This window comes from Spongiactinospora rosea, from assembly GCF_003315795.1.
GTDB classification, from domain to species: domain Bacteria; phylum Actinomycetota; class Actinomycetes; order Streptosporangiales; family Streptosporangiaceae; genus Spongiactinospora; species Spongiactinospora rosea.
In genome coordinates, this window is record NZ_QMEY01000002.1 from 630,136 (window position 1) to 655,994 (window position 25,859).

Here is a 25,859-nt window from a genome sequence, read left to right on the forward strand (position 1 = left end):
AGCTCAGGTGGCGGGGTGGCTCGGTTGGACGGCCGCCTGGGCGCTGATCAGCGCGTCGTGGAACTCCCGGACCTTGGGCTGGCGGGGCCAGCCACGCGTCAAGATCCCGTCCACTCGTTCCAGATCGGTGACGGTGGGCACCGATCCCGCGCGGCGGGCCTCGATGAGAGCGCCCAGACCGGCGATCGCGGCGGCGTCGGGGGCCCGGTCCACGGCGTGGGCGGTGGCCAGCCGGACCAGATGAACGGCGCGATCCCTGTGGTGGGTGTTCGGCAGGCTGGTGATACGCGCTTGCAGGATCGTCACCGCACGGCTCGGCATCCCGGCGGTCACGTAGCAGGTTGCGCGCTGCAGCTCGCCGAATTCCGGCGTGTAGTACCGGAGGTAGGCGGGGCCATCGTCACGATGCCGCCCCTGCGCCAGCAGTTCGTCGGCCCCGTCCAGCCGAGCCTCCGCGATCTTCCCGGTCATCGCCTCGGCGCGGGCCTGGTACAACTGGGCGGCGGCGTCCAGAGCCGCGGGGATGGCGTGCTTGGTCCGGCGGGCGGCACGGGCGAGTTCGGTGGCGCGCACGTGGTCGCCATGGTCGAGAGCGACGGTGGCGCGGCGGAGCATCATGTAGGTCCCCATCGCGGTGTCGCCGCTCTCCAGCGCCCACCCCGCGGCGCGGTCGGCCCACCGCCAGCAGGAGGTGAGGTCTCCGGCCTCCCGGCACAACCAACTGATGTGCTCGGCGTACTCGGCCTGAATGCGCCGCATCTTCGGGCGCAGCTCGCTCGAAGCCTCCTCGCGCACCGCGGAGACGTCCGCGAGCACGTCGGTGAGCGCCGCGATGTGCGCCTGCGGGGTCAGCAGATGGTGCCCTGCCTGATGTGCGGACAGGGTCCTGCGCCAGGTGGACATGTCGTCGGTGACGCCTGCGTCGGCGGTCACGGCCGCCAGGGCGTCGTCGGGGAGCAGCGCGGCCAGGCCGCCGGTGGCCAGCAGTTCGGTGAATTGGCGACGGGACAATCTCACGGTGATGCTCCCTTCACCGACGGCGGCTCGGAGCGTGATTGAAGCCGCGCCGCCGCCATCGAGAGTTTCAGCGTAATCGACCACCCCCAGACTCGACAGGATGTCGGTGATGACCTGATAGGACACCTCGATCGGGGCCGAATCGGCACCACGCCGCGGGCCCAGGAGAAGATCGTCCACCGAGCACGCGTACACCTGCGCGAGGCGGATGAGATCGCCGTATGAGGGCGCGCGGGCCGAAGCCGAGGTGCCCGCCCCGGGGCCTTGCCAGCACTCCCAATAGGAGACGTCCTTACGGGTCTTGGGCACGGTCGCGGGCCAGTTCCGGTTGTAGCGGTCGGCGACCTGGGACTGCGTCAGTCCGGCCGCGTGCCGGAAGGCCACCCTGGGGTTGACGCCGAAACGTTCGATCAGGACGGCAGCGATCTGGTCGCCTGCCGCTCCCCGGCGCGCCATCCCGTCGCGGAGCCGCCGAAGCCGGGCCAGCGGGCCGCCATCGTCCATCGGAGGCTGTTCCTGCCCCGCACGAGCACGACTCACCCCCGGACCGTACTGCGGAGCACGGGCGGCGGAACACCCCTGGCGGGGTGTTCTCTCTACCACCGACCGCCCCGCCGTACGGGGTCGGCGACGTCCTCATCATTGGTGTTGAGTGCAGGCATCGATCCCCCAGCTCCGAGCAATGGGAGATGCCATGATCCTCACCACCACCTACCGGGATCGCACCGTTGCCAGCCGTGACCTGTTGGCCGCGTACTCGCCGCTGGACCACGCGACCACCGCCACGCTGCCCGCCGAAGCGCTCGACAGCGCGCTGGAGCGTCTGGTCCGCCGCCTGGTGGCGCTGATCGCGCTGCACGGCCCGCAGGTGCCGGCCTGCTTCCTGGACGCGCTCACCGCCGCCGCGACCGGCGCGGCACCGGTCGACGTGGTGGACCTGACCGCGGCCTTCCTTGAGCGCGGCACCGCCGAGGTGACCGGCCTCCCGAGCGAGCTGCAGCAAGAACTCGTGCACTTCTCCCGCATCGTCGACCTGGGGCAACTCGGTCTGCACACCGGTGCCGCCGAACATGCGCTACGACGACTGCGCGGTTCGGACCGGCTGCCGGACGCGTTGAAGGTCCTGTCAGAGCTGATCATCGTCGCCCGCTCCCGGCTGATCCAGCGTGGTCGTGCCCTGCCGCTTCCCTGGCTTCGCAGCGAAGGGGCGGTGGAGTCGGAGGTGGCCGACGACCTGACCACCGCTTCGCCGACCGTCAGCCCCGACTACTGGGTGGTCGTCCGCTGCGAACGCCGCCGCCTGCGCCGTCAGTTCCGCTTCGAGTTGTCCGCCCTGCTGGAATACCTCACCCCGGCCGAGGCCGCGCTGGCGCTGTGGGCGCACTGCCACGAACAACGCCTCGGCGTCGCCGTCGAACTTGCCGTGGCCCAGGTCGACGCCACCACCGGCACCACCGTCGTCGCCTGGCGCCACCAGCCCTCCGGGACTCCGGGACGGGACGCCTTCGGCCGGGTCAGCGACACGCTGCCCGCCATCACCCACCTGCCGCCCGATACCGCCACGACCATCTGCGACCACCAGGTCCGCTCCACCGGACCCACCTCGGCCGTGGTGACCGAAGCCGCGCGCGTCGCGGCCGAACTGTCCGCCCCCGCCGCCGTCGCCCCCGCCGACCCGGCGGACCTGGCCACGCGGGCCTGCGAACGGCTCGCCGCCTACACCGGCCCGGAAGTGGTCAGCATGGAAGCCGGGCACATCCACCTGGACCGCGACCTCGACGCCGACCAGGACGCCGGTGTCGCGATCGGCGCCGCACTGCTCGGGATGCTGGCCGCCCGCCAGAGACGGCCGGTCGCGCTGACGCCGATGATGGACGACGACCACGTCCTGGTCCGTCTCACCCCGGAGTCCTACCGCCGGTTCCTGCGGCGCACCTTCGGACCGGTGCCGATGCACCTGATCTGTGAATCCTCCCCGATCATCCGGGCGATCGTGGTCGCCTTGTTCCAGCGGCTGCGCAACAGCCGACCGGCGGGCCACCTGCAGCGGCGCGGCGGCAACCTGTACCTGCCCCTGGAGGATGGCACCCACTGCGAGCTGTTCGAGGACATCGACGGCGCCGCGACCACCGGATGCGTCTTCTTCGAAGCCGCGTTGCTGATCTACCGCAGCGCCCCGAAGCGCTTCGACGCCTATTTCACCGACCGCTACCAGCTCGACGCCGGCGTCCATGAGCACGCCGCCGCGCTGTTGTCCCGTCATGATCGCGCCAATGCGGCGGGCGGGCACGACACCACCATCGCGGCCCTGCAGGACTACTACCGCCGCTTCGCGGATGTCACCAACCCGCACCGGCCCGACCGCCACATCACCGCCCTGGTGAACGACGTCCTCGCCGGAGCCGACCCCGTCTACGCCCACCTGAACGTGCTGGAGGACTACTACGAGGTCCAGCAGCACCGGGTCCGCGCCCTGCTGAACCTGCTGGACCTGCCGTTGCGTCTGGTCACCGTGCACTTCAACGCCACCACTGGACGCCTGGCGCTCTGCGATGGCTGATCCCGCCCCGGGCGCATTCGTCGCGGCCAGTCACCGTGGGGGTCTGGCATGCGTGACTGGATGATTTCCGCTCCCGGTATGGAGCCGATGCCCGCCCGTGCTCTTGCCGCGCACCTCGCCCCCACTCGGGAAACCACGACGCGCACGCTGCTGCTGATCGGGGAGGATCAGCCCGGCCTGGCCGTACTCGCCCACCTGGCGCTTGAGGCAGGCCACCGGGTCGTGCTCCCGCCCCGCGGTACTGGTCATCGCCTGCGGGACCTGTGTCTGCCGAGCGGGTCCGGCATCAACGTAAGCACCGGAGGCACCTGCCAGGCCATGCCGGTGTACGGCACCGAGGTACGCACCGGCTGGGACCTTTCGCTGTTCAGCTCCGGAAGCACCACTGGACATCCCCGTGCGTACGGTCTCACCCTGGGCCGGCTCGACACCGTCACCGCCTGGTACGAGACGATCTACCAGGTCACCCAGGACAGCGTCATCGTGACCGCGCTGCCGGTCTCCTACAACTTCCCGTTCATCGCCGGTGTGCTCCTCGCCGCCCGGCTGGGCGCCCGCCTGCACCTGAGCCGCACCTTCTCCGAGGTGCTCACGGACGCGGCACACCTGGCGAACACCGCCGACCGGGTGATCGTCCTGGCCAACCCCGTCGTACTCGACCAGGCCACCGGGCATGACCCCCTACCGGCCCGCATCATGATCGACTCCGGTGGCGCCCCCCTCAGCACCACGGCCATCACCCACTACCGCGACCACGGCATCGACGTCCGCGAAGGATATGGGCTCACCGAAACCGCATCCCTCACCCACTTCGACACCCAGGCCGGCGCCGCTTCCCTCGGCACCGTCGGCACCGCCATGCCCGGGGTGACCGCCACCATCACCCGCGAACAAGGGCGACCGCTCATCAACCTCGCAACCCCGGCCCTGGCCGTCCCGCTCGACCTTGCCGAACCCCTCCCTGGGCCGGTACTGGGCACCACCGACCTCGGCCAGATCGACCACGACGGCCGCCTGCGTATTCTGGGCCGCGCCGACGATCACCCCATCGGAGGCCGGTGGCCACGCGACACCCTCGACGCGCTCGGGCCGCTCCTCAGGCACCGCTGTGCCCTCGTCCGCCACCCATCCCCCGGCCAGGCGACCATCCGGCTCCTCACCCCCACCAGCCCTCCCTCCGCCCGCGAACTGGTTCATCACGCCGCCGAATACCTCGGCCTGCCGCGCGAGCACATCACCATCACCATCCAGGACCGGCCGTTACTGCACTCGGCGAAGCTCCCCACCGGTCGGCCGCGCGGAGCCGGTCAGGCGCCCTCCAGGCGGGCGGAGTCGTCGTCGTAGCGGTCGGCGAGGCGGGCGGTGAGGGTGTCCACCCAGTGGGCGGGGAGGTGGGCGCGGGCGGTGAGCAGGCGGCGTACACCGTCGAGGTCGCGCCGGTCCACGTTCATGACCCGGTTGACCTCGGCGACGGTCAGGCCGTGGGCGGGGGTGTCCAGGAGGTGGAAGCACTGGCCGGGCTCGACCTGGCCGGGAGTGAGGACGCGCAGGTAGAAGCCGGTACGGGACATCGCTTGCAGGGTGATGGGCAGTCGTTCGGCGTTCAGCATCTCAGGGTGGCGGGCGGCCATCTTGTAGCACGGCCGCCGGGGCTGGCTGACCTGGACGATCGCGGTGCCGACGCGGTACGTCGCGCCGATCACCACCTCGGAGTCGACCAAACCCTCCGTGGTGAAGTTCTCCCCGAAGCCCGCCGGGCCGAACCGCCCGCCGAAGGCCGCCTCCACGTGCGGGTAGTGCTCGCCGGGATAGACGCACACGGCCTTGTCCGGCCCGCCGTGGTGCCGCGGGTCGCCCTGTTCGTCGCCGTCGAGCCCGTCCACGCTGAGCTTCACCGGCCCCCGCGCGGGGGACTTGACGAAGCCCGACGGCACGGGCCGGCCCTGCCACTGGAGGGAACCGACCCGGCCGACGTAGATCGCGAGCACTTTCATGAATCGAGCACCTTCATGACAGCATCCGGTCCAGCAACCGGCCGAGAAGGGCGCGCCCGGTCTGCTCCACGACGTCCGCCTCCCCGGGGTCGAGTTTCACGTCCTCCGGCAGGTGCGGCGTGACGGCGTCGCGCAGGCCGCCGTCGAGTTCCACGTGGAACTGCAGGCCGTACGCCCGGTCCCCGGCCCGGAACGCCTGGTTGGCGTAGTTCGCGGACTGGGCCAGCCGTACCGTGCCCGGCGGCGCGGTGAACGTGTCGCCGTGCCAGTGGAACACCGGCAGCAGCCGTCCCACCGGGCCGAACACCGGGTCGCGCAGCCCGTCCTCGGTCAGCGAGACCGTGCCGAGGCCGATCTCCGGGGCCGGCCCCTGGAGGATCTCCGCGCCCAGCGCGGCGGCCATGAGCTGCGCGCCCAGGCAGACGCCGAGCACGGGCATCCCGCGCTTGACCGCCTCGGCGAGCAGCGCCCGCTCGGTGGCCAGGTGCGGGTGATCGTCGTCGTCGAGCGCGCCCATCGGGCCGCCCATCACCACCAGGCCGTCGATCTCGTCCACGGTGGGAAGCGCGTCGCCGAGGTACGGTTTGCGCGTTTCGAGTACGACGCCGCGTTCGGCCGCGACGGACGCGATGCCGCCCGGCCCTTCGAAGTCGATGTGCTGCACCACTAACCAGTTCGTCATGCGAGCCCTCCTTGACCCTGCCGTGCCGTGTGGTCCATGATGCCCACTATAAACATAGGAGTCCTAACTATATGAGGAGGATCGGTGTCGGTCATCGACGGGTACACCTACGGCCAGAACGCGACGTCCCCGGTCACGCTTGACGACCTCTCGGACCTGCGGGCGAGCGTCCTGTTCGGTCCGGACGACGAAGAGGCGCTGCGCCTGGCGGGCGATGTGCTGGAGAGCCAGGTCGAAGACGTCCTGGACGTCTGGTACGGCTTCGTCGGCGCCAACCCGCACCTGCTGGCCTCGTTCTCCACGCCCGAGGGTCAGCCTGTGGAGCAGTACCTCGCCCGGGTGCGCGTCCGCTTCGGGCAGTGGATCCTGGACACCTGCCGCCGGCCGTACGACCAGAGCTGGCTCGACTACCAGCACGAGATCGGCCTGCGTCACACGTCCGCGAAGAAGAACCACACCGACTCGGCCAACGCCCCGTCCTACGTGGCGCTGCGCCACGTCATCGCGCTGATCTACCCGATCACCGCCACGATCCGGCCGTTCCTGGAGCGCAAGGGCCACTCCGCCGAGCAGGTCGAGGCCATGTTCCAGGCGTGGTTCAAGGCCGTCGTCCTCCAGGTCGCGCTGTGGGCCCGTGCCTACGGCGACGGCAAGGAGTGGTGACGGCGAACCACCTGTGGCCGCGCTCCGGGGGGAAGCCGAGGGCCGGAGCGCGGTCATCCGCATGACCGCTGACAATGAGGCATCGATAGCTTCTATGCCCCGAAGGCGGACATGTCAGAGCAACATCCACTCCTTGATTACTTCCTGAACGCCGCCGACGGTCGTTTCCCCGAAGCCGACGGCGGGGCCACCGTGGTCCCGGCGCTGCCGGATGGGCTGGAGTGCTCGGTGGCCTTCACGGGGCACGCTGTGGTCGCCACCGCGCTGCCGTACCGGGAGATCGAGGCCCACCGGCCCGATGGCTACGGGGCCTGCCTGGCCCCCGGCTTCCTGTGCCACCTCGCGGGGCCGCAGGGCTGGGTCGGCGTCACCGACGTCACCCTGGTCGCCCGCGGCACGGGCGGCCCTCCGCGCCTGCCCGAACGCGCCGACGCCGACCGCCATCCACGCGTACGGTTCGCCCGCGAGACCCGCGGCGCGGTACGCGTTCACGGCGACGCCCGCGGCCTGGTCACCCTCGCCCACGGCCTGGCCGGCCGCCTCGAACTCGGCATCGAGGCCACCCGCCCCGGCCAGGGCACCGGCGCCGCCCTCCTCCGCGACGCACTCACCCTTATCCCCGCGGGCCACCCCATCTTCGCCGCCATCGCCCCCGGCAACGCCCGCTCCCTCCGGAGCTTCCTCACCACCGGCTTCACCCCCATCGGCAGCGAAGCCCTGATCCGCCCAGCCCGCCCCAGATAGCGGGGGTTTCAGCGGCGGGGGGTGTGGCGTTCGCGGCGGATGGTGGGTTTGCGGCCCTTGATGGTGGTGCGGCGGAGGGCGTGGATGACGTCTTCGGCGGCGTTTTCCGGGACCTCTACCAGGGAGAAGCGGTCGGAGATCTCGATGGCGCCGATGTCGCGGCCGCTCAGGCGGGATTCGCCGGTGATCGCGCCGACCAGGTCCTGGGGGCGGACGCCCGCGTTGCGGCCGAGGCCGAGGAAGAGGCGGACCATGCCGCGGCTCGGGGCGAAGTCGCGCCACTTCTGGCCGCCGCCCGGCTCGCGGCGGGCGCGCTTGTCCTGGACAGGGCGCTGGGCGGGCTCGGGGATCTCCTCCTCGTCGAGGGAGCCGCCGCCGGACTCGTGGGTGAGCTTGACCGCAGCGAGGGCCACGTCCATCAGCTCGAACTCGTCGGTCAGCGACTCGATCACGACCCGGTAGGTCTCCAGGTCGTCCTGGAGCAGGGTCTCCTCCAGCGCGGCCCGGGTCAGCTCCAGGCGGCGGGCGTGCAGGTCGGCGACGGTGGGCATCTTCTCGACGCTGATCCGCTGACCGGTGGCCCGCTCGATGGCCTTGAGCATGCGGTGCTCGCGCGGCTCGGCCAGCGTCAGGGCCACGCCCTCGCGGCCCGCCCGGCCGACGCGGCCGATGCGGTGGACGTACGACTCGGGCGCGGAGGGCACGTTGTAGTTGACGACGTGGGTGAGCTGTTCGACGTCGAGGCCGCGGGCGGCCACGTCGGTGGCGACCAGCAGGTCGGCCGTGCCGTTGCGCAGCCGGGTCATCACCCGGTCGCGCTGCTCCTGGCTCATCCCGCCGTGCAGCGCCTCGGCGCGGTAGCCGCGGCCGTTCAGCGTCTCGGTGAGCTGGTCGACCTCCTCGCGGGTGCGGCAGAAGACCAGGGCGGCGGTGGGGGCCTCGACGTCGAGCAGGCGGCCGAGCGCCGCGGGCTTGTACGCGCGGGCGACCACGTAGGCGCTCTGGCGTACCAGCGGGGCGGTGCCGGGCTCGGCGGGCTCGCGCCGGATCTCGATGCGGACCGGGTCGCTCAGGTGGCGGCGGGCGATGCCGTTGATGCGCGGCGGGACCGTCGCCGAGAACAGCACGGTCTGGCGGTCTTCGGGGGTCGCCTGGAGGATCTCCTCGATGTCGTCGGCGAAGCCCATGTCGAGCATCTCGTCGGCCTCGTCCAGCACGACCGTGCGCACGCCGCCGAGTCGGAGGGTGCCCCTGGCGATGTGGTCGAGCGCCCGCCCGGGGGTCGCGATCACGACGTCGACGCCGCGCTTGAGCGCCTGCAACTGGCGGCCGATCGGGGCCCCGCCGTAGATCGGGAGGGTGCGCGCGCCGAGGTCGCGGCCGTAGCGGTGGAACGCCTCCGACACCTGCACGGCCAGCTCGCGGGTGGGTACGAGGACCAGCGCCACCGGGTCGCCGTCACCGTCGCGCGGCGGGATGCCCTGGAGCACCGGCAGCGCGAACGCGGCGGTCTTGCCGGTGCCGGTGGCCGCCTGCCCGAGCAGGTCGCGCCCCTCCAGCAACGGCGGGATCGCCTCGCACTGGATCGGGGTGGGCTCCTCGTACCCCAGTGCGGACAGGGCGTTCAGCAGCTCGGGTCGCAGGGTCAGATCGGCGAAGCTGGCTGTGTCCTCGGACGCTTCCACGGTCATCGTCCGCGCCTCCTCCAAGATCAGTAATGGACAAGGCCGGTTCACTGTATCGGATGATTACGATAGGCCACTCCCCGCCCACCCATTATCGGCCAATGCGCCCGCGAGGTGTTCGGCGAGGGCCACGACCGGCAGATTGGTGGTGGCCCGCGGGATGACCGGCATGATCGAGGCGTCGATGACCCACAGGTTGTCGCTGCCGTGCACGCGCCCGGCCGGGTCCACCACCGCGCCCGCCGCCGGGTCGGGGCCGAGCGCGCAGGTGCCCACCGGGTGCCAGTAGTGCGCGGCGGACGCGCGCAGCCGGTCCGGCCTCGGGTCGGCGGTGAACTCGTCCAGCGGCTCGCCGAGCAGCGGGCCCAGCGCCGCCGAGGCCGCCATGCTCCGGCACAGCTCGACGCCGTCCCACAGCGCCGCGAGGTCGGCGTCGTCGGTCAGGTACGCGTGGTCGATCACGGGCCTGGCCAGCGGGTCGGGCGAGGTGAGCCGGAGCGTCCCGCGCGAGCGCGGAGTGAGGCAGGCGGCGGGCAGCACGCACATCCAGCCGTCGTCCGTGCGGCCGGTCCACGGGAGCAGGTGCAGGTCGTACGGCTCGCGTCCGGCGGCCGAGCGGGCCTTGCCGATCACCTGCTCGTCCGGCAGGGGCCGCAGCCGCGCGTGGTCGGTGAGCCTGCGGGCGAGTTCGGGACCGGCGGCGTAGCGGAGTTCGGCCATGGGGTGGTCGTGCAGGTTGCGGCCGACGCCGGGCAGGTCGAGCACGGGCCGTACGCCGAGCGCGCGCAGTTCGCCCGCCGGGCCGACGCCGCTGCGCAGCAGCACCTCCGGGCTGCCGTACGCGCCACCGCACAACACGAACCGATCGGCCTCCACGACCAGCCGGTCCGCGCCGCGCAGCAGGTGCAGCCGGCGCACCGCCGGCCCGTCGAACTCCAGCCGGTCGGCCACCGCCCGGTCGATGACCCGCAGCCGGGCCTCCTCGCGCACCGGATCGAGATAGGCGAACCCGGTGTTCCAGCGCACGCCGCCGGGGTTGTTCACCGGCGAGGGGCCGCAGCCCGCGCCGCCGTACAGGTCGTCCAGGTCGTCCGTGCGCGGCAGGCCGCATTCGACCATGGCGGCCATCGCGGCGGCCTGGAAGGGCGTGAGCTGGTCGTCGTCGTCATGCCGGACGCGCAGCCGGGCCGCGCTCTCCTTGAACGCCCCGGCCAGCGTCTCCCCGGTCCAGGTCAGCCCCCACGCCAGGTAGTCGGAGGCGAGCCCGGCGGTCTGCGAGCAGCCGTTGTGCGCGGAGCAGCCGCCGACCACCTGGGCCCGCTCGAACGCCAGCTCGGCGCCGGGGGCAGCGCCGGGACCGCGGTAGCCCCAGTCGTGGGTCTCCGGCAGCGTCGTGCTGTCCAGCAGCTCGCGCGGCCAGTGCCCGGCGGCCAGCGGCCCGTAGTCCGGACCGGCCTCGATGACCACCACGGACAGGGAGGTGTTCTCGATCAGCCGCCCGGCGACGACCGCCCCGGCCGTGCCGCCGCCGATGACCGCGACATCCGCGCGCACGAGCTGGTCTGGGACGTTCCTGGCGCTTACCATGGAGGGAGTTTAATCGATCGAACGATAAAATCAACGGAAGAGCAGGTGCCGAACGTGGACGTCGCCATCTTCATCTACGACGGATTCACCGCCTTGGACGTGACAGGGCCGTTCGAGGTGCTGAGCCGCCTGCCGGACGCCAAGGTGCGGTTCGTGTCCGCGACGCCGGGGATGGTCGCCGCCGACCAGCCGGGCTTCGGGCTGGTCGCCGAGCCACTGGACAGCATGCCGCGCCCGGACCTGCTGGTGGTCTCCGGCGGCAGCACCACCACGCGCTACCTGGCCGACGAGACGATCCTGTCCTGGCTGCGCCAGGTGCACGAGACCACCGTCTGGACGACCTCGGTCTGCACCGGCTCGATGCTGCTCGGCGCGGCGGGCCTGCTCCAGGGCCGCCGCGCCACGACGTTCTGGTACGAGCTGGAGAGCATGCGCTGTTTCGGGGCAGAGCCGGTGTCGGAACGGGTGGTCGAGGACGGGAAGATCATCACGGCGGCCGGGGTCTCCTCCGGCATCGACATGGCGCTGACGGTCTGCGACCGGCTCCAGGGCGCCCGGTACGCCCAGGCGGTGCAGCTCGGCATCGAGTACGACCCGCAGCCGCCGCACGACTCCGGCTCGGTGGAGAAGGCCCCGGCCGAGATCACGCAGTTCATGCGGGACGCCCTGTCCCGCTCCTACGGCCCCTCGTGGGCCCAGCTCACGGCCTCCGAAGCCAAGTGACAGACGGCCCGCCGGCCGCCCCGCCGTACCTCCGGCGGGGCGGTCGTGCGGCAGCGTTCCTCCGCCGCCGGGCAGCGCGGATGGAACCGGCAGCCGGACGGCAGGTGCAGCGGGCTCGGCGGCTCGCCCAGCGGCGGGCCTCCGGGCCGCCGCCGATCGCGCGAGGGCACCGCGTCGAGCAGGACGCGCGTGTACGGATGGCCGGGGTTCGCGAAGACGTCCGCCACCGGCCCCTCCTCCACGATGGCCCCCAGGTACATCACCGCCACCCGGTCGCACAGCCCGCGTACCGTGGCCAGGTCGTGGGAGATGAACAGCACCGTCAGGCCGAGCCGTTCGCGCAGCTCGCGCAGCAGGTTGAGCACCGCCCCGGCCACGGACGCGTCCAGCGCGGCCACCGCCTCGTCGGCGACCAGCACGTCCGGCTCCACGGCGAGCGCGCGGGCGATGGCGACGCGCTGCCGCTGCCCGCCGGACAGTTCGCGCGGCCGTACGCGCAGGTGCTCCTCGCCCAGGCCGACCATGCCGAGCAGTTCACGGACCCGGGGGCCGACCTGATCGGCGGGGACGGCCCGATGCGCGCGCAGCGGTTCGGCCAGCGTCTGGAACACCGTGCGGCGCGGATCGAGGGACGACCCCGGGTCCTGGTAGATCATCTGGACCCGGCGGCGCATGCCCGGTGGCCGCCGCTTCGGCGTGGGCAGGCCGTCCAGCAGGACCCTGCCGTCCGTCGGGCGGGCGTGGCCGACGATCGCCCGGCCGAGCGTGGACTTGCCGCACCCGCTCTCCCCCACCAGCCCCAGGATCTCGCCCTTGGCGAGAGTCAGGTCGGCCCCGTCCACCGCGCGGACGCTGCGGGACCGCAGCAGCCCGGTCCGCACGGCGTAGTTCACGGTCAGGTTCTCCACGCGTACCGGCTCGCTCATGCGTGCTCCTTGGGACGGATCGAGTGCACGCACGACGAGCGGTGCAGCAGGTCGAGCGCGTGGACGCCGGGCACCTGACCCCGGCAGGCCGCGTCGTCATGGCCGCAGCGCGGCAGGAAGCGGCAGGCGGGGGTGTAGGCCGCCGGGTCGGGCGGGGTGCCCGGGATCGGGCGGAACGGGCCCACCGGCCCGTCCAGCGCGGGGACCGCGCTGATCAGGGCCCGGGTGTACGGGTGCCGCGGCCGGTCCAGCACCTCGGCGGCCGGGCCCGCCTCGATGATCTGCCCGGCGTACATCACCGCCACCACGTCGGCGACCTGGCGGATCACCGCCACATCGTGGCTGACCAGGACGACGCCGAGCCCTCGTTCGGCGCGGGCGGTGTCCAGCAGCCGCAGGATCTCGGCCTGCAAGGTCACGTCCAGCGCGGTGGTCGGCTCGTCGCACAGCAGGACGCGCGGGTCGGTGGCCAGGGCCAGCGCGATGGCGACCCGCTGGCGGGTGCCGCCGCTGAGTTCGTGCGGGTAGGCCCGCAGCCGCAGCTCCGGGTCCGGTACGCCGACGGCGGCGAGCAGTTCCGCCGCCTGCCGCCGGGCGGCGGCCCGCGTGCCGCCGCGCCGCCGCCGCACGACGTCGGCGAGGAAGCTCCCGACGCGCATGGTGGGGTCCAGGGAGGCGTGGGAGTCCTGGAAGACCATCGCGAGCCCGTCGCGGCCCACACGGATGTCGCCGCCGGTACGCGTGGCACCGGGCGGCAGCAGTCCCATCGTGGCCCGCAGGGTGAGCGACTTGCCGCAGCCCGACTCGCCGACGATGCCCAGGCACTGCCCGGCCCCGACCGCGAAGGACACGCCGTCGAGCACGGTCAGCTCGGTGCCGCGCCTGCGTACGGTGACGCGCAGCTCGTCCACGGCGAGCAGTGTCATCCCGCCTCACCGCCCTCGTTGAACCGATCGGCGAGCGCCGCGACGCTCGATCCGATCACGATGATCATCAGTCCGGGGAACGCCGCCAGCCACCAGTGGCTGCGCAGCAGGACCTGGGCCTCGGCCACCATCGCGCCGAGTTCCGGGGTCCCGGCCTCGACGCCGAGCCCGAAGAACGACAGGACCGCGATGCCCTGGAGCGCCAGCCCCATGTCGGTGGTCAGGTAGACCAGGGACTGGCGCAGCGAGTTCGGCAGTACGTGCCTGACCAGGACCGTGGTGTGCGACAGTCCCAGCAGGTAGGAGGCCGAGACGTAGTCGCGCTCGCGCACCCGGCGCACCTCGGTGCGGATCAGCCGGGCGTACACGATCCAGCCCAGCGTGCCGAACGCGACCAGCAGGGACGGCGTCCCCGGCCCGAGCACGAACACGAACGCGATCAGCAGCACGTACACGGGCAGCGCCTGGAAGATGTCGGCCGTCCAGCGCACCGCCGCGTCCAGCAGCCCGCCGTAGTATCCGGCCAGCGCGCCGATCACCGTGCCCACCAGCATCGGCAGGCCCGCCGCGAACACCATCAGCAGCAGGTCGGTGCGCAGCGCGTACAGCATCCGGGACAGCACGTCGCGGCCCAGCGCGTCCGTGCCGAGCGGATGGGCGGCGCTCGGCGGCCGGAGCTGGTCCAGTGTCTGTTGCGCCGGGTCGGCCGGGCTCAGCACGGGCGCGAAGATCGCGGCGAGGATCACCAGCGCCAGCAACGTCACCGCGACCCAGCGCACCCGGCCGCGGCGCGCCCACATGAAGGTCACCGCCGTCATCGCCACGTCGTCCTCGGGTCGAGCAGCGCGACCGCCAGGTCGGCCAGCAGGTTGATCAGGATGATGCCGCAGCCGAAGATCAGCGTGAGCGCCTGGACCACCGGGAAGTCCCGCTGACCGGCCGCGCTGACCAGTTCCGCGCCCAGGCCGGGCAGCCCGAAGGTCTGCTCGACCACGACCGCGCCGAACAGCAGCGCGGCGGCCTGGACGGCCAGCAGCGTGACCGCCGGCGGCATCGCGTTGCGCAGCAGGTGCCGCCGGACCAGCGGCCGGCCGGTGATCCCCAGCGAACGCGCGGTCGTCACATGGTCGGCCGCCAGCACCTGGCGCAGGCTGCCCGCCCCGCTGCGGGCCAGCAGCGGCATCGCGGCCAGCCCGATGGTGAGCGACGGCAGGACCATCGAGCGCAGCCGTTCGCCGAACGTCTCACCGAAGCCGCCGACCGGCAGCCAGCCGGTGCGCAGCGCGAGCACCGAGGCCAGCATCAGGCCGATCCAGAACGGCGGGCAGTTGACCAGGATGGTCAGCGACCGGGCGCAGATCCGGGCCGCGACCGATCGCGGGCGCAGCGCCAGGAGCAGCGCGGCGGGCGCGGCCAGCGCGGTGCTGACCACGAGCCCGCCCGCAAGCAGCCACAGTGTCGCGCCCGCGCGGTCGCCGATGATGGCGGAGATCGGGATGCCGGTCCGGTTGGACCGGCCGAGGTCCCCTTCGACCAGGTTCGTCAGGTAGGCCCAGAACTGCAGGAAGATCGGCTGGTCGAGGCCCAGGTCCCGGCGTACCTGGGCGACCTGCTCGACGGTCGCGCGCGGCCCGGCCATGACCCGGGCCGGGTCGCCCGGCATCAACTGCTGGAGCAGCACGACGATGAGCAGCAGCGCGGTCAGCACCGGCAGTACCTGGACCAGCCTGGCGGCCACGAAACGCAGCCGTCCGGCCGACATGCTCAGCCCGCCCGGAGCTGGTCGGCGGGGTAGGACAGGAAGGGCGTGACCGTGAGCCCCTTGACCTTCGGCGACACGGCGAACAGCCGGTCGGGGAAGGCGGTGGGGATGTAGGGCAGGTTGTCGTGGATCCAGGTCTCGGCGACCCGTACCGCGGCTCCGCGCTCCTCGTCGGTACGCGCGACCTCCAGCCGGTCGAAGGCGTCCTCGATGGTCTTCATGGGCAGGCCGGAGTACAGGCCGCCGGTGGCGACGATCAGGCCGAAGATGTCGCCCACGGTCGGGGAGACGCTGCCGACCTCGCCCAGGGACAGGTGGTAGGCGCCCTTGGCCTGCCGGTCCACCAGTACCTGGACCTCCAGCTTCTGCAGATCGACGTCGATGCCGATGGCGCGGAGCTGGGCCGCCGCGGTCTCGCCCGCGCGGGTGGAGAACGGGGTGGTCGCGTCCACCACCAGCTCGACCTTCGTCCCGGGGCGGTAGGAGGACTTGGCCAGTTCGGCCTTGGCCGCATCGATGCCGGTCTCGTAGGTGCAGCCGCAGCCGACCGAGCCCTGCACCCGGGGCGGCAGGCCGCCGGTCGCGGGCGCGGCGAGGCCGCCGAACACCGCCTGGGCGTACCGGGCGCGGTCGATGGCCAGGCTCACCGCGCGCCGGAAGTGGATGTCGTCGCCCGGGGCCTTGGTGGCGTTGACGAAGATGCCGTGGATGGTGGCCGAGGGGTGGACGAGTACGCGTTCCTCCTCGGGGATCTGGGCGGCCAGGTCGAGCGGGACGGCCTCGATGGCGTCGGCCTGGCGGCTCTGGTACCGCAGGAGCTGCTGGTTGGGGTCGGCCACCACGTCGTAGACCAGGCGGTCCAGGTACGGGCGGGCGGGGTCGTGGTAGCGGGGGTTGCGTTCGAGGACGAGGCGCTGGCCCGGCTGGTAGGAGGACACCACGAACGGCCCGGCGCCGACGGGCTTGGTGAAGAAGTCCGCGCGGCTCTTGCCGCCGAAGTCCTTCGGCACGATGATCGAGGACCCGTTGCCGAGCCAGGCGAGCGTGAACGTGCTCGCCTTCTTCATCTTGATGACCAGCGTCCGGTCATCGGGGGTGGCGGTGCCGGTGATGGCCCCGTACAGGGTGCCCATGGACAGGCCCTTGCGCCACAGGCCGACCGAGAACGCCGCGTCCTTGGAGGTCAGCGGCGTCCCGTCGCTGAAGGTCAGCCCTTCACGCAGGGTGAAGGTGATGGTCTTGGCCTTGGCGTCGAGCGTCCACTTCTCGGCCAGGCCGGGCTGGATCGAGGCCCCGTCGGACGAGGGGCGGACCAGCCCCTCCATCACCTGGGGCAGCGTCTGGAAAGTGGCGAGTTGGATGGCTTTGTCGGGGTCCCAGCCGTCGATGTCGGCGGCACGCAGGATGGTGAGGCTCCCGCCGCGACCCGGAGGGCCGTCGGCGGGAGGTTCGGCGGTTCCACAACCGCCAAGCGCCATGGTCATTGCGAGCAGGAGGCACGCCGCGATCTTGATCCTCATTTTCGCCCACCTGTAAATTGAACGTTCTATAAAACTAGTGGCGTGCCTCTCCAGTCCCCCGACGAGGGGCACCTCGGCTCAGCGCAGGCTGGCCATCACATGCTTGACGTGCGTGTAGTCCTCAAGCGCGTACGAGGACAGGTCCTTGCCGTAGCCCGACCGCTTGTAGCCGCCGTGCGGCATCTCCGACGCGAGCGGGACGTGGTCGTTGATCCAGACGCCGCCGAACCGCAGCTCCTTCGACACCCGCAGGGCGCGGCCGACGTCGCGGGTCCACACCGACGCGGCCAGGCCGTACGGCGTGCCGTTGGCCATCGCCACCGCCTCCTCCTCGGTGGAGAAGCGCTGGACCGTGATCACCGGGCCGAAGATCTCCCGCTGGATCAGCTCGTCGTCCTGCCGCAGGCCCGCGATGACCGTGGGCTCGTAGAAGTAGCCGGGCCCGTCGAGCGCGCGGCCACCGGTGACGATCTCGGCGTGCGCGGGACGGCGGTCCACGAACCCCGCCACCCGCTCGCGCTGGACGCCGCTGTTGAGCGGGCCGAGCGTGGTCTCCGGGGAGCGGGGGTCGCCCATCACGAACTTGCCCGCCTGCGCCGCCAGACCGGACACGACCTCGTCGTACAGGGCGTCGGCTACCAGGACGCGGGTGGCCGCCGTGCAGTCCTGGCCCGCGTTGTAGTAACCGGCGCCCGCGACGATCTCCAGCATCGTTTCGAGGTCGGCGTCGCCGAAGACCACCACCGGGGCCTTGCCGCCCAGCTCCAGGTGGACGCGCTTGAGCGTCCTGGCCGCGTGCTCGGCGATCCAGATGCCGGTCTCCACCGAGCCGGTCAGCGAGACCAGCTCGACGTCGGGGTGCTCGACCAGCGCGGCCCCCGGCTCGTTGCCGCCCGCCACGACGTTGAGCACGCCGGGCGGCAGGACGGCCGCGGCCAGCTCGGCGAGCCGGACCGTGGTGGACGGCGTGGTCGGGGCGGGCTTGAGCACGGTCGTGCAGCCGGCGGCCAGCGCCGGGGCGAGCTTCCACACCGCCGTGGTCATCGGGTAGTTCCAGGGCGTGATCTGGCCGACCACGCCGACCGGCTCACGGCGGATCATCGAGGTGTAGCCCTCGACGTACTCGCCCGCCGCCTTGCCCTCCAGGTTGCGCGCCGCACCGGCGAAGAAGCGCAGGTTGTCGGACATGGTGCCGATCTCCTCGCTCCGCGCGACGTGGAGCGGCTTGCCGGTCTCCGCCGACTCCAGCTCGGCCAGCTCGTCGCCGTGCTCCTCGACGATGTCGGCCAGGCGGAGCAGGGCGAGCGCGCGTTCGCCCGGGGTGGTGGCGGACCAGCGGGGGAAGGCCGCCTGGGCGGCGGCCACCGCCCGATCGACGTCGGCGGCCCCCGAACCCGGGCTGTGGGCGATGATCTCGCCCGTCGCCGGGTTCTCCACGGGGATGATCTGCCCTTCGTCGACCGGATCGATGGACTCGCCGTCGATGAAATTCCGCAGGACGCGGATGTCCGACATTGGTTCTCTCTCTTTCAGGTCTCGACCGGCTCTTTCAGGACGCGGCGAGCCGGCGCAGTCGTACCTTGTCGACCTTGCCGACCGCCAGCTTGGGCAGCTCGGTCTCCAGCCGGAACACCTTGGGGACCTTGTAGTTGGCCAGCCGCGCGCGGGCGTGCTCGCGCAGCTCGGCCTCGGTCACCGGGGCGCGGGCGACCACGAACGCGTGGCCGACCTCGCCCCAGCGCTCGTCCGGCACGCCGACCACGGCGGCCAGCGCCACGGCCGGGTGCTCTTCGAGCGCGATCTCGATCTCGCGCGGGTACACGTTGTACCCGCCGGACTTGAACATCTCCTTCAACCGGCCCACCAGGCGGATGTGCCCGCCCCGCTCCTCCGTCGCCAGGTCGCCGGTGTGCAGCCAGCCGTCCTCGTCGATCGCGGCCCTGGTCGCGACCGGGTCGCGGAAGTAGCCGCGGGTGATGAAGTCGCCCCTGATCAGGAGTTCCCCGGCCTCGCCCGGCGCGGACGGCAGGCCGTCGGCCCGGCGCAGCGTCACCTCGTAGTGCGGGTCCACCCGGCCGACGCTCCAGGACATCGTCTCCAGCGAGTCGTCCGGATCGGTGTAGGTGACCGAGCCGGTCGATTCGGTGAGGCTGTAGCTGGTCGCCAGCTTGGCCCCGGTCTTGGAAAGGATCTTCAGCAGGCTCAGCGGCGCGGCGGCCCCGCCCCAGATGATGTGCTCAAGCGAGCTCAGGTCCCGCTCCCGCCACTCCGGCGTGGCGACCATCGCCAGCAACTGGGTGGGGATGCAGTACAGGTGGGTGAGGCGTTCGCGTTCCACCGTGCGCAGCGCGCCCGCAGCGTCGAAACGCGGCAGGTAGACGATCGTGCCCCCGGCGACCAGGACCGACGTGCTGATGTCGCCGAGGCCGCCGATGTGGTTGAGCGGCAGGTCGCACAGCTTGCGCGGGGCCTCGCCATACCACCGCCCGGCCTGCACCACGCCGCAGTACGCCAGGCCGTGGTGCGGGACGAGCGCGCCCTTCGGCCGCCCGGTGCTGCCCGAGGTGTAGATCATCGCCGCCGGGTCCGCCGGTTCGACCTCGCGGCGGGCCGCGGCCAGGGTCTCCCCGGACACGCCCGCCCCCGCGTCCACGAAGGACTTGTAGGAGACCGACAGGCCGGGGATCTCACCGGCCCGGGTGACGACCGGCATCGATCGGCCCGCGGCGAGCGCCGCCAGGCGGGACTCCTCCTGGTCGATCATCGAGAACAGCACCGCGGGCTCGCTGTCGGCGACCACATGGGTCAGCTCCGCGGTGGTGTACTTCGGGTTCAGCCCCACCCAGATGCCGCCGATGCTCGCCGTGGCCAGGAAGACCACGAAGCACTCGGGCTGCGGATCGCCGATCAGCGCGACCCGGTCGCCGCGCCGTACACCGGCGGCCAGCAGCGCCGCCGCGCAGCGGTCCACGTCGTCGCGCAGCCGCGCGTACGTCCAGCGTCCGCCTTCACCGGCCAGGGCCTCCCGGCCGGGATGGCGTTCGGCCCAGTGATCGACATAGTCGGTGACGCGCGGCAACCGGGGAACACTCATATCAGCACAGCCTCCTCACGGGGCGACAGCAGCCGCTTGGCGTTGTCGTGCAGCAGCGCGTCCAGGGTCTCGGCGCGCAGGCCGAGGCCGTGCCACTCCGCCAGCGCCCGCCCGTGCGGGAAGACCGGCCAGTCGGTGGCGAACAGGATCTGCTCGCGCAGCAGCCGGTCCATGAAGTGCCGCATCATCTCCCACCCCGACCCCTGCACGCCCAGGTACTTCGGCGCGAGACCGCCGAAGTCGATGAGCACGTTGGGGTGGCGGCGGGCCACGGCGACGATCTCCGGCACCCACGGCCAGGCCCCGTGGCAGGCGATCAGGGTCGCCTCGGGGAAGTCGCAGGCGACCTGGTCCAGCCGGACCGGGCGCTCGGCCTCGATGGGGTGGTTGCGCGAGTAGTTGACGCCGGTGTGGATGGCCACCGCCAGGCCCAGTTCGGTGGCCTTGGAGTAGACCGGGTAGAGCGGGCGGTCGTCGATGGCGAGGCCGAAGAAGGACGGCTGCACGTTGATCCCTTTCAGGCCCAGCGCGGCGACGCGCTCGACCTGACGTACCGCGCGCATCACCGACAAGGGCTCAAGCGACACGGTACCGAACCCGGAAAAACGGTCCGGGCGCAGCCGTACCTGCTCGGCGACCTCCTCGTTGAGGGCGTCGGCGTAGTCGCCGTGCTCGAACTCGGCGTGCAGCACGGCGTGCCCGATGCCGGCCAGGTCCATCTCGGCCAGCAGTTCGTCCATGCCCTTGTGCCAGCCCGCGCCGATGTCGAGCACGGCCTCGTACTGCGTGTAGACCTCGCCGCCCGCGGCGATCGGGGGCCGGACGGAGCTGGGCACCCGCACGCGGAAATCGATGATCGTCGAAGGTGCCGAATCCATGGAATGTTCCTCCGGGGGTTGGACTGTCACAGGGGGTCGTCAGAGGGGGAGGCCGGTGGGCCTGCGGTGCCGCCAGGGGTGGGCGCGTTCGAGCTGCCCGGCCAGGGCGAGGACGGTGCCGTCCTGCCAGCGGCCCCCGATGAGCTGGACGCCGAGCGGCACGTCCCGCTCGACCAGCGGAACGGAGATCGCGGGCAGGCCCAGCATGTTGGCCAGCACGGTGAGCGAGGCGGTCTCCTCGGCCCGGCGCAGCGGCAGCCAGGGGTCCTCCTCCTGGCCCTCCCACAGCGAGCCGATGCGCGGGGCGAGCACCGGGTTGGTCGGGGTGAGCAGGACGTCCACCTCGTCCCAGGCCCGGTACATCTCGGCCGACCGGATCTGGAGGTCCAGGATCGCGGTGACGTACGTCATGGCGTCCATCCCGCGGGCGGCCTCGCGCAGCGTCCGGTTGAGCGGTTCGATGGCGGACTCGTCGGTGACCACGCAGTCGGCCGAGCCGGTCGCGTACAGGATGTCGAAGCGGGTGGTGAACCACTCCGGGTCCAGGCCGGGCACGCGCTGCTCGACCACCTCGTGCCCGAGGTCGGCGAGCAGGTCGGCGGCCTTGCGGAGCAGGGCTTCGGCGGCCGGGTCCACCTGGGCGGCGAACGCGGGCTGCAGGTTGAGGCCGATGCGCAGCCGTCCGGGATCGCGCTGGGCACGCTCGCGGAACGGCACCTCCGGGCGGGGCGGGGCGTACCAGGTGGGGCGGGGGGCGTTGGCGAACACGTCCAGTACGGCGGCGGTGTCCAGCACGGTCCGGGTGAGCACGCCTTCGGTGGCGAAGCCCTCCATGTAGTGGGCGTCGGAGGGCACCAGGCCGCGGCTGGGCTTCATCCCGACCAGCCCGCAGTAGCTGGCGGGCTCCCTGATGGACCCGGCCCCGTCGGAGGCGTGCCCGATCGGCAGCAGGCCCGCCGCGACCGCGGCGGCCGAACCGCCGCTGGAGCCGCCGGGGCTCCGTTCCAGGTCCCACGGGTTGCGGGTCGCGCCGTGCCGCAGCGACTCGGTGACCGACACCGTGCCGAACTCCGGCGAGGTCGTGCCGCCCACGAAGACGAAGCCCGCCTCGCGCAGCGCCCGCACCGCGTGGGCGTCGTACTCCATCACCGTGTGCTCGATGCCGTTGGAGGCGCTGCACAGCGGCCAGCCGAGCACCGGGTGCAGGTCCTTGATCGCGATCGGCACGCCGTGGAACGGCGGCAGCGACTCGCCCTTGGCGACCTTCGCGTCGGCGGCGTCGGCGGTGGCGCGGGCCTCGTCGTGGGCGACGTGGCAGAACGCGTTCAGCGCCGGGTTCACCCGGTCGATGCGGGCCAGGTAGTCCTCTACCAGCTCCCGGGAGCCGATCTCGCCGGCGGCGACGCGCTCGGCCAGTTCGGTGGCGCTCGGCCAGCCCTCGGGTCCGGTGCCCGCGGGATCGCGCAGATCCCCGGCCTGGACGGTCTCCGTCATGCCTTCTCCTGTTCCTTGCGGGTGGGACGCCAGCCGGGGCGGGGCACGCTCGCGCGCAGCAGGCGGGTGTAGGGGTGGCTGGGCTGGTCGAGCACCTGGGCGGCGGGGCCGCGCTCGACGATCGAGCCGTGCCGCATGACCACGATGTCGTCGGCGACCTGGCGGACCACGGCCAGGTCGTGGCTGATGAACAGGTACGCGACGCCGGTGCGCTCGCGTACGTCGGCCAGTACGTTGAGCACCTGCGCCTGGATGGACACGTCGAGCGCGGCGACGGACTCGTCCAGGATCAGGATGCGGGGCTCGGCGGCGAGGGCCCTGGCGATGGCCACCCGCTGGCGCTGGCCGCCGGACAGCGCGGCGGGCAGCGCGGCCATGTGGCGGTCGGAGAGGCCGACCAGGTCCGCGAGTTCGGCGACGCGCTCGCGCCGCCGGGACGCGGACAGCGAGGTGTGCAGCCGCAGCACCTCCTCCACGGCCGCGCCCGGGCTCTGCCGGGGGTCCAGGCTGGAGTACGGGTCCTGGAAGACGATCTGGACCTCGCCGCCGCGCCTGCGCCGTTCCCGCGCCGAGCGGGGCGGCGTCGAACGGTCCCGGCCGCAGGCGGTGATCCGGCCCGCGGTCGGCCGTTCCAGGCCGACGATCATGCGGGCCACGGTGGTCTTGCCGGAGCCGGACTCGCCGACGATGGCCACCGCGCCCGCCGGAGGCAGCGTGAGGCTCAGGTCGTCCACGGCGACGGCGTCGCCGAAGGTCTTGCGGAGCCCGGCCAGCTCAAGAATGGGTTCAGCCATGGGACGCCGCCTGCAACTCCTCGGCGCGCAGGCACGCCACCTCGCCGTCGGACAGGAACCGCAGCTCGGGCCGCTTGGTGCGGCAGCCTTCGCGTACGTGCGGGCAGCGCTCGCAGAAGGCGCAGCCGTCCGGGGCCTCGAACGCCGACAGCGGGCGGCCCGGGATGGTCGCCAGCCGGTCGGCCCGCCGGTCCAGGGCGGGGCGCGCGGCGGTGAGCGCCGCCGTGTACGGGTGCAGCGGGTCGTCGTGCAGCGCCGCCGACGCGCGTACCTCCATCACCCGGCCCGCGTACATGACCGCGGTGCGGTCGCAGACGGCCGCCGCCAGTTCCAGGTCATGGGTGATGAACAGCATGGCCAGCCCGCGCTCGCGGCGCAGTTCGTCCAGTACGGCCATGACCTCGGCCTGGGTGGTGACGTCCAGCGCGGTGGTGGGCTCGTCGGCCAGCAGCAGTTTCGGCTCGGCGAGCAGGGTGGACGCGATCATGACGCGTTGCAGCAGCCCGCCGGACAGTTCGTGCGGGTACTGGCGCAGCCGCCGCGCGCCGTCGGGGATGCCGACCTCACCGAGGACCTGCGCCGCGCGCTGTTCGGCCTGCCTGCGGCCGACCCGGCCGCGGATGCGCAGCGCCTCGGTCAGGAAGTCGCCGATCGTGCGCACCGGGTTGATGTGCGCCCGCGGGTCCTGGAAGATCATCGGGACGCCCGCGCGCAGTTCGCGCAGCGCCGCGCCGCGCAGCGTGCCCACGTCGGTGCCCTGGTACCGGATCGTCCCTTCCACCTGCGCGCCCGGCGGCAGCAGCCGCACGATCGAGCGGGCCGTCATGGACTTGCCCGACCCGGACTCCCCCACCAGGCCGACCGCCTCGCCCTCGGCGATGCTCAGTGAGACGTCGCTGAGCACCGGCTTGGGCCGGTCCGGCGTGGGCAGGGTCACGGTCAGGTGGCTGATGTCGAGAATGGCGCTCATGCGGCACCTCCCGCGCGGGTGCGCCGCCACGGCCATGGGCGGTTCGTCGGGCGGCCCTCCGACAGCCGCTCGCCGAGCAGGTTGAAGGCCACCACCAGGACGACGATGCAGCCGCCGGCCAGCAGTGACTCGGCCGGGTAGCCCTGGAGGACGCCGGACTGCCCGCCGCCCACCATGGTGCCCCAGTCGGCGTCGGGCGGCTGCACGCCGAGCCCGAAGAACGACACGATCGCGAGATCGACCATGGCGTAACTGAAGAACAGGGTCGCCTGGGCGGCGATGATCGGCAGCAGGTTCGGTACGAGGTGGCGGACGCAGATCGACAGCGCGCCCGCGCCCTGCACCTCCAGCGCCTGGATGTACGGTTTGCGCCGCTCGGCCAGCGCGGCGCTGCGCACCAGCCGGGCGATGTAGGGGATGTACGCCACGGCCAGGGCGAGCACCGCCGCGTTGAGGCCGGGGCCGAAGACGGCGGCCACCAGCATCGCCAGCAGGACGCCGGGGAAGGCGAACATCACTTCGAGCACCGCGGAGACCACCGAGTCCAGCCAGCCGCCGACCCACGCCGCCATGATCGCGACGGCGGTCCCGGCGGCCATGCTCAGCGCGACGATCCACAGCGGTCCGAGCAGCGAGGTCCGCGCCCCGGTGAGCAGCCGCGCGAGCAGGTCACGGCCCTGCCCGTCGAACCCCAGCGGATGTCCGGGCGCCGGAGCCCCGTAGGCGTGGGTGATGTCGCTGGCGTTCGGATCGGCGGTGGTGAGGATGGGGCCGACCGCGGCCAGCACGACCGCCAGGACGATCACGCCCGCCGCGGCCATGCCCAGCGCGCCCAGTCTCCCGCGCCCGCCGCGCCCGGCGCGGCCGGGCCGTATCGTCGCCGATACCACGGTCATGATCGGCCTCCTAGTTTGATGCGCGGGTCGAGCATCGCCGCCCCTACGTCGACCAGGGTGTTGACCAGCACGAACGCGGTGACGAGCACGAGCGCGATGCCCTGCACGACGCTGAAGTCCTTCGACAGCGCGGAGGTGACCAGGTACGCGCCGAGCCCGTTGAGGCCGAACGCCCGCTCCACGACCGCCGACAGCGCGATCATCGAGGCCACCGTCATCCCGGCCAGCGTGGCGATCGGGACGGCGGCGTTGCGCAGGGCGTGCCGGCGGACGACGGTCGCGTACGGGATGCCCCGGCTGATCGCGGTCTGTACGTGTTCGCGGCCCATCTGCTCGCGTACCGAGGTCCGGGTCACCCGGGCCACGGCCGCCGTGGCGGACGCGGCCAGGGCGAAGGCCGGGAGCGTGAGGTGCCGGATGGAATCCCAGAAGCCGGCGCCGTTGCCCAGCGCGGGCAGCCACCGCAGCGTCACCGCGAAGATCCCGATCAGCACGATCGCCGCGACGAACGGCGGGACGGCCACCACCATCGCCGTGCAGACCACCACCAGGGAGTCGAAGAACCCCGGCCGCAGCGCCGCCAGCAGCCCGAACGCGATGCCGACGACCAGCACGATCAGCGCGGCGTAGACGATCAGGGACAGCGTCGTCCCGGCGCGGGAGGCGATGAGGTCCGACACGTCCTGCCGCAGCGTGATCGACATGCCGAGGTCGCCCCGCACCGCGTTGGCCAGCCAGTTCGCGTACTGCACGAAGAACGGGTCGTCCAGGCGGTACCGCTCGACCAGGACGGCCACGGCCTCCGGCGGCAGCGACCGGCCCCCCGACAGTGTCGCGAGCGGGTTGCCCGGCGCGGCCCACAGGCCGGCGAACACCACGAAGCTCGACACCAGCAGGGTCCCCACCAGCATGATGGCCCGGCGGATGAGATAGGCGGCCACCGG

At 72.4% G+C, this 25,859-nt stretch carries 23 protein-coding genes; 5 read left to right on the top strand and 18 right to left on the bottom strand.

Annotated features, from left to right (window positions below):
- Nucleotides 1-3: 3 nt before the first annotated feature.
- Nucleotides 4-1,521, bottom strand: coding sequence for a hypothetical protein (locus DP939_RS07975; protein WP_113979941.1), 1,518 nt, complete (start codon nt 1,519-1,521; stop codon nt 4-6).
- Nucleotides 1,522-1,711: 190 nt separating this feature from the next.
- Between DP939_RS07975 and DP939_RS07980 the strand changes: the two genes are divergently transcribed.
- Both DP939_RS07980 and DP939_RS07985 read left to right on the top strand, forming a co-directional pair.
- Nucleotides 1,712-3,577, top strand: coding sequence for a hypothetical protein (locus tag DP939_RS07980; protein ID WP_113979942.1), 1,866 nt, complete (start codon nt 1,712-1,714; stop codon nt 3,575-3,577).
- Nucleotides 3,578-3,664: 87 nt separating this feature from the next.
- The gene (locus DP939_RS07985) at nt 3,665-4,921 is read left to right on the top strand and encodes an AMP-binding protein (RefSeq protein ID WP_158578501.1); all 1,257 of its coding nucleotides are present in this window, start codon (nt 3,665-3,667) and stop codon (nt 4,919-4,921) included.
- On the opposite strand, the gene DP939_RS07990 is transcribed toward DP939_RS07985, so the two are convergent.
- On the bottom strand, nt 4,885-5,571 hold the full coding sequence (locus tag DP939_RS07990) for an MOSC domain-containing protein (RefSeq protein ID WP_113979944.1): 687 nt from the start codon (nt 5,569-5,571) through the stop codon (nt 4,885-4,887). The genes DP939_RS07985 and DP939_RS07990 overlap by 37 nt on opposite strands.
- A gap of 13 nt (nt 5,572-5,584) precedes the next feature.
- Nucleotides 5,585-6,253 (bottom strand): type 1 glutamine amidotransferase, encoded by a 669-nt coding sequence (locus tag DP939_RS07995; RefSeq protein WP_113979945.1) that lies wholly within the window; start codon nt 6,251-6,253, stop codon nt 5,585-5,587.
- Nucleotides 6,254-6,337: 84 nt separating this feature from the next.
- On the opposite strand from DP939_RS07995, the gene DP939_RS08000 reads away from it, so the two are divergent.
- Nucleotides 6,338-6,916, top strand: coding sequence for a protoglobin domain-containing protein (locus tag DP939_RS08000; protein ID WP_113979946.1), 579 nt, complete (start codon nt 6,338-6,340; stop codon nt 6,914-6,916).
- A gap of 111 nt (nt 6,917-7,027) precedes the next feature.
- Nucleotides 7,028-7,660 carry a hypothetical protein gene (locus tag DP939_RS08005; RefSeq protein ID WP_113979947.1) on the top strand — a complete coding sequence of 211 codons (633 nt, stop codon included), beginning with the start codon at nt 7,028-7,030 and terminating at the stop codon, nt 7,658-7,660.
- Nucleotides 7,661-7,668: 8 nt separating this feature from the next.
- On the opposite strand, the gene DP939_RS08010 is transcribed toward DP939_RS08005, so the two are convergent.
- On the bottom strand, nt 7,669-9,351 hold the full coding sequence (locus DP939_RS08010; protein WP_113979948.1) for a DEAD/DEAH box helicase: 1,683 nt from the start codon (nt 9,349-9,351) through the stop codon (nt 7,669-7,671).
- Between the two features lie 57 nt (nt 9,352-9,408).
- Complete coding sequence (locus DP939_RS08015; RefSeq protein ID WP_113979949.1) at nt 9,409-10,932, bottom strand: GMC family oxidoreductase; 1,524 nt, start codon at nt 10,930-10,932, stop codon at nt 9,409-9,411.
- Between the two features lie 54 nt (nt 10,933-10,986).
- Here DP939_RS08015 and DP939_RS08020 point away from each other — a divergent pair, with 54 nt between their 5' ends.
- Nucleotides 10,987-11,655: a DJ-1/PfpI family protein gene (locus DP939_RS08020; RefSeq protein WP_113980113.1), complete on the top strand. Its 669-nt coding sequence runs from the start codon at nt 10,987-10,989 to the stop codon at nt 11,653-11,655.
- Here the strand turns inward: DP939_RS08020 and DP939_RS08025 are convergent.
- From DP939_RS08025 to DP939_RS08085, 13 genes are all read right to left on the bottom strand, one after another.
- The gene (locus tag DP939_RS08025) at nt 11,610-12,581 is read right to left on the bottom strand and encodes an oligopeptide/dipeptide ABC transporter ATP-binding protein (protein ID WP_113979950.1); all 972 of its coding nucleotides are present in this window, start codon (nt 12,579-12,581) and stop codon (nt 11,610-11,612) included. The genes DP939_RS08020 and DP939_RS08025 overlap by 46 nt on opposite strands.
- The gene (locus DP939_RS08030) at nt 12,578-13,507 is read right to left on the bottom strand and encodes an ABC transporter ATP-binding protein (RefSeq protein WP_113979951.1); all 930 of its coding nucleotides are present in this window, start codon (nt 13,505-13,507) and stop codon (nt 12,578-12,580) included. The genes DP939_RS08025 and DP939_RS08030 overlap by 4 nt, the downstream gene beginning before the upstream one ends.
- Nucleotides 13,504-14,325, bottom strand: a complete 822-nt coding sequence (locus tag DP939_RS08035) for an ABC transporter permease (protein ID WP_147267919.1) — start codon at nt 14,323-14,325, stop codon at nt 13,504-13,506. The genes DP939_RS08030 and DP939_RS08035 overlap by 4 nt, the downstream gene beginning before the upstream one ends.
- Nucleotides 14,322-15,269, bottom strand: a complete 948-nt coding sequence (locus tag DP939_RS08040) for an ABC transporter permease (RefSeq protein WP_113979953.1) — start codon at nt 15,267-15,269, stop codon at nt 14,322-14,324. Before DP939_RS08040 ends, DP939_RS08035 begins: the two co-directional genes overlap by 4 nt.
- A 2-nt stretch (nt 15,270-15,271) precedes the next feature.
- Nucleotides 15,272-16,789, bottom strand: coding sequence for an ABC transporter substrate-binding protein (locus tag DP939_RS08045; protein WP_113979954.1), 1,518 nt, complete (start codon nt 16,787-16,789; stop codon nt 15,272-15,274).
- 78 nt (nt 16,790-16,867) lie between these two features.
- A complete protein-coding gene (locus DP939_RS08050; protein WP_113979955.1) occupies nt 16,868-18,304 on the bottom strand; it encodes a gamma-aminobutyraldehyde dehydrogenase in 1,437 nt (478 codons plus the stop codon).
- A gap of 34 nt (nt 18,305-18,338) precedes the next feature.
- Nucleotides 18,339-19,883, bottom strand: coding sequence for a class I adenylate-forming enzyme family protein (locus tag DP939_RS08055; RefSeq protein WP_113979956.1), 1,545 nt, complete (start codon nt 19,881-19,883; stop codon nt 18,339-18,341).
- Nucleotides 19,880-20,761 (bottom strand): amidohydrolase family protein, encoded by an 882-nt coding sequence (locus DP939_RS08060; RefSeq protein WP_113979957.1) that lies wholly within the window; start codon nt 20,759-20,761, stop codon nt 19,880-19,882. Before DP939_RS08060 ends, DP939_RS08055 begins: the two co-directional genes overlap by 4 nt.
- A 39-nt stretch (nt 20,762-20,800) precedes the next feature.
- Entirely contained in the window at nt 20,801-22,255 is a 1,455-nt protein-coding gene (locus tag DP939_RS08065; RefSeq protein ID WP_113979958.1) for an amidase, read from the bottom strand.
- Nucleotides 22,252-23,049: an ABC transporter ATP-binding protein gene (locus DP939_RS08070; protein WP_113979959.1), complete on the bottom strand. Its 798-nt coding sequence runs from the start codon at nt 23,047-23,049 to the stop codon at nt 22,252-22,254. The genes DP939_RS08065 and DP939_RS08070 overlap by 4 nt, the downstream gene beginning before the upstream one ends.
- Nucleotides 23,042-24,019 carry an ABC transporter ATP-binding protein gene (locus DP939_RS08075; protein WP_113980114.1) on the bottom strand — a complete coding sequence of 326 codons (978 nt, stop codon included), beginning with the start codon at nt 24,017-24,019 and terminating at the stop codon, nt 23,042-23,044. Before DP939_RS08075 ends, DP939_RS08070 begins: the two co-directional genes overlap by 8 nt.
- Nucleotides 24,016-24,915: an ABC transporter permease gene (locus tag DP939_RS08080; protein WP_113979960.1), complete on the bottom strand. Its 900-nt coding sequence runs from the start codon at nt 24,913-24,915 to the stop codon at nt 24,016-24,018. Before DP939_RS08080 ends, DP939_RS08075 begins: the two co-directional genes overlap by 4 nt.
- The gene (locus DP939_RS08085) at nt 24,912-25,856 is read right to left on the bottom strand and encodes an ABC transporter permease (protein ID WP_113979961.1); all 945 of its coding nucleotides are present in this window, start codon (nt 25,854-25,856) and stop codon (nt 24,912-24,914) included. Before DP939_RS08085 ends, DP939_RS08080 begins: the two co-directional genes overlap by 4 nt.
- Nucleotides 25,857-25,859: the final 3 nt, after the last annotated feature.

What these genes read in the sequence shown, in the direction of transcription:
- DP939_RS07995 (WP_113979945.1), bottom strand. Translation starts at nt 6,253, where the DNA reads ATGACGAACTGGTTAGTGGTGCAGCACATCGACTTCGAAGGGCCGGGC.
- DP939_RS08045 (WP_113979954.1), bottom strand. Translation starts at nt 16,789, where the DNA reads ATGAGGATCAAGATCGCGGCGTGCCTCCTGCTCGCAATGACCATGGCG.
- DP939_RS08065 (WP_113979958.1), bottom strand. Translation starts at nt 22,255, where the DNA reads ATGACGGAGACCGTCCAGGCCGGGGATCTGCGCGATCCCGCGGGCACC.
- DP939_RS08075 (WP_113980114.1), bottom strand. Translation starts at nt 24,019, where the DNA reads ATGAGCGCCATTCTCGACATCAGCCACCTGACCGTGACCCTGCCCACG.
- DP939_RS08035 (WP_147267919.1), bottom strand. Translation starts at nt 14,325, where the DNA reads ATGACGGCGGTGACCTTCATGTGGGCGCGCCGCGGCCGGGTGCGCTGG.
- DP939_RS07985 (WP_158578501.1), top strand. Translation starts at nt 3,665, where the DNA reads ATGCCCGCCCGTGCTCTTGCCGCGCACCTCGCCCCCACTCGGGAAACC.
- DP939_RS08060 (WP_113979957.1), bottom strand. Translation starts at nt 20,761, where the DNA reads ATGGATTCGGCACCTTCGACGATCATCGATTTCCGCGTGCGGGTGCCC.
- DP939_RS08055 (WP_113979956.1), bottom strand. Translation starts at nt 19,883, where the DNA reads ATGAGTGTTCCCCGGTTGCCGCGCGTCACCGACTATGTCGATCACTGG.
- DP939_RS08030 (WP_113979951.1), bottom strand. Translation starts at nt 13,507, where the DNA reads ATGACACTGCTCGCCGTGGACGAGCTGCGCGTCACCGTACGCAGGCGC.
- DP939_RS08005 (WP_113979947.1), top strand. Translation starts at nt 7,028, where the DNA reads ATGTCAGAGCAACATCCACTCCTTGATTACTTCCTGAACGCCGCCGAC.
- DP939_RS08025 (WP_113979950.1), bottom strand. Translation starts at nt 12,581, where the DNA reads ATGAGCGAGCCGGTACGCGTGGAGAACCTGACCGTGAACTACGCCGTG.
- DP939_RS08015 (WP_113979949.1), bottom strand. Translation starts at nt 10,932, where the DNA reads ATGGTAAGCGCCAGGAACGTCCCAGACCAGCTCGTGCGCGCGGATGTC.
- DP939_RS08050 (WP_113979955.1), bottom strand. Translation starts at nt 18,304, where the DNA reads ATGTCGGACATCCGCGTCCTGCGGAATTTCATCGACGGCGAGTCCATC.
- DP939_RS07975 (WP_113979941.1), bottom strand. Translation starts at nt 1,521, where the DNA reads ATGGACGATGGCGGCCCGCTGGCCCGGCTTCGGCGGCTCCGCGACGGG.
- DP939_RS08010 (WP_113979948.1), bottom strand. Translation starts at nt 9,351, where the DNA reads ATGACCGTGGAAGCGTCCGAGGACACAGCCAGCTTCGCCGATCTGACC.
- DP939_RS08040 (WP_113979953.1), bottom strand. Translation starts at nt 15,269, where the DNA reads ATGTCGGCCGGACGGCTGCGTTTCGTGGCCGCCAGGCTGGTCCAGGTA.
- DP939_RS07980 (WP_113979942.1), top strand. Translation starts at nt 1,712, where the DNA reads ATGATCCTCACCACCACCTACCGGGATCGCACCGTTGCCAGCCGTGAC.
- DP939_RS07990 (WP_113979944.1), bottom strand. Translation starts at nt 5,571, where the DNA reads ATGAAAGTGCTCGCGATCTACGTCGGCCGGGTCGGTTCCCTCCAGTGG.
- DP939_RS08080 (WP_113979960.1), bottom strand. Translation starts at nt 24,915, where the DNA reads ATGACCGTGGTATCGGCGACGATACGGCCCGGCCGCGCCGGGCGCGGC.
- DP939_RS08070 (WP_113979959.1), bottom strand. Translation starts at nt 23,049, where the DNA reads ATGGCTGAACCCATTCTTGAGCTGGCCGGGCTCCGCAAGACCTTCGGC.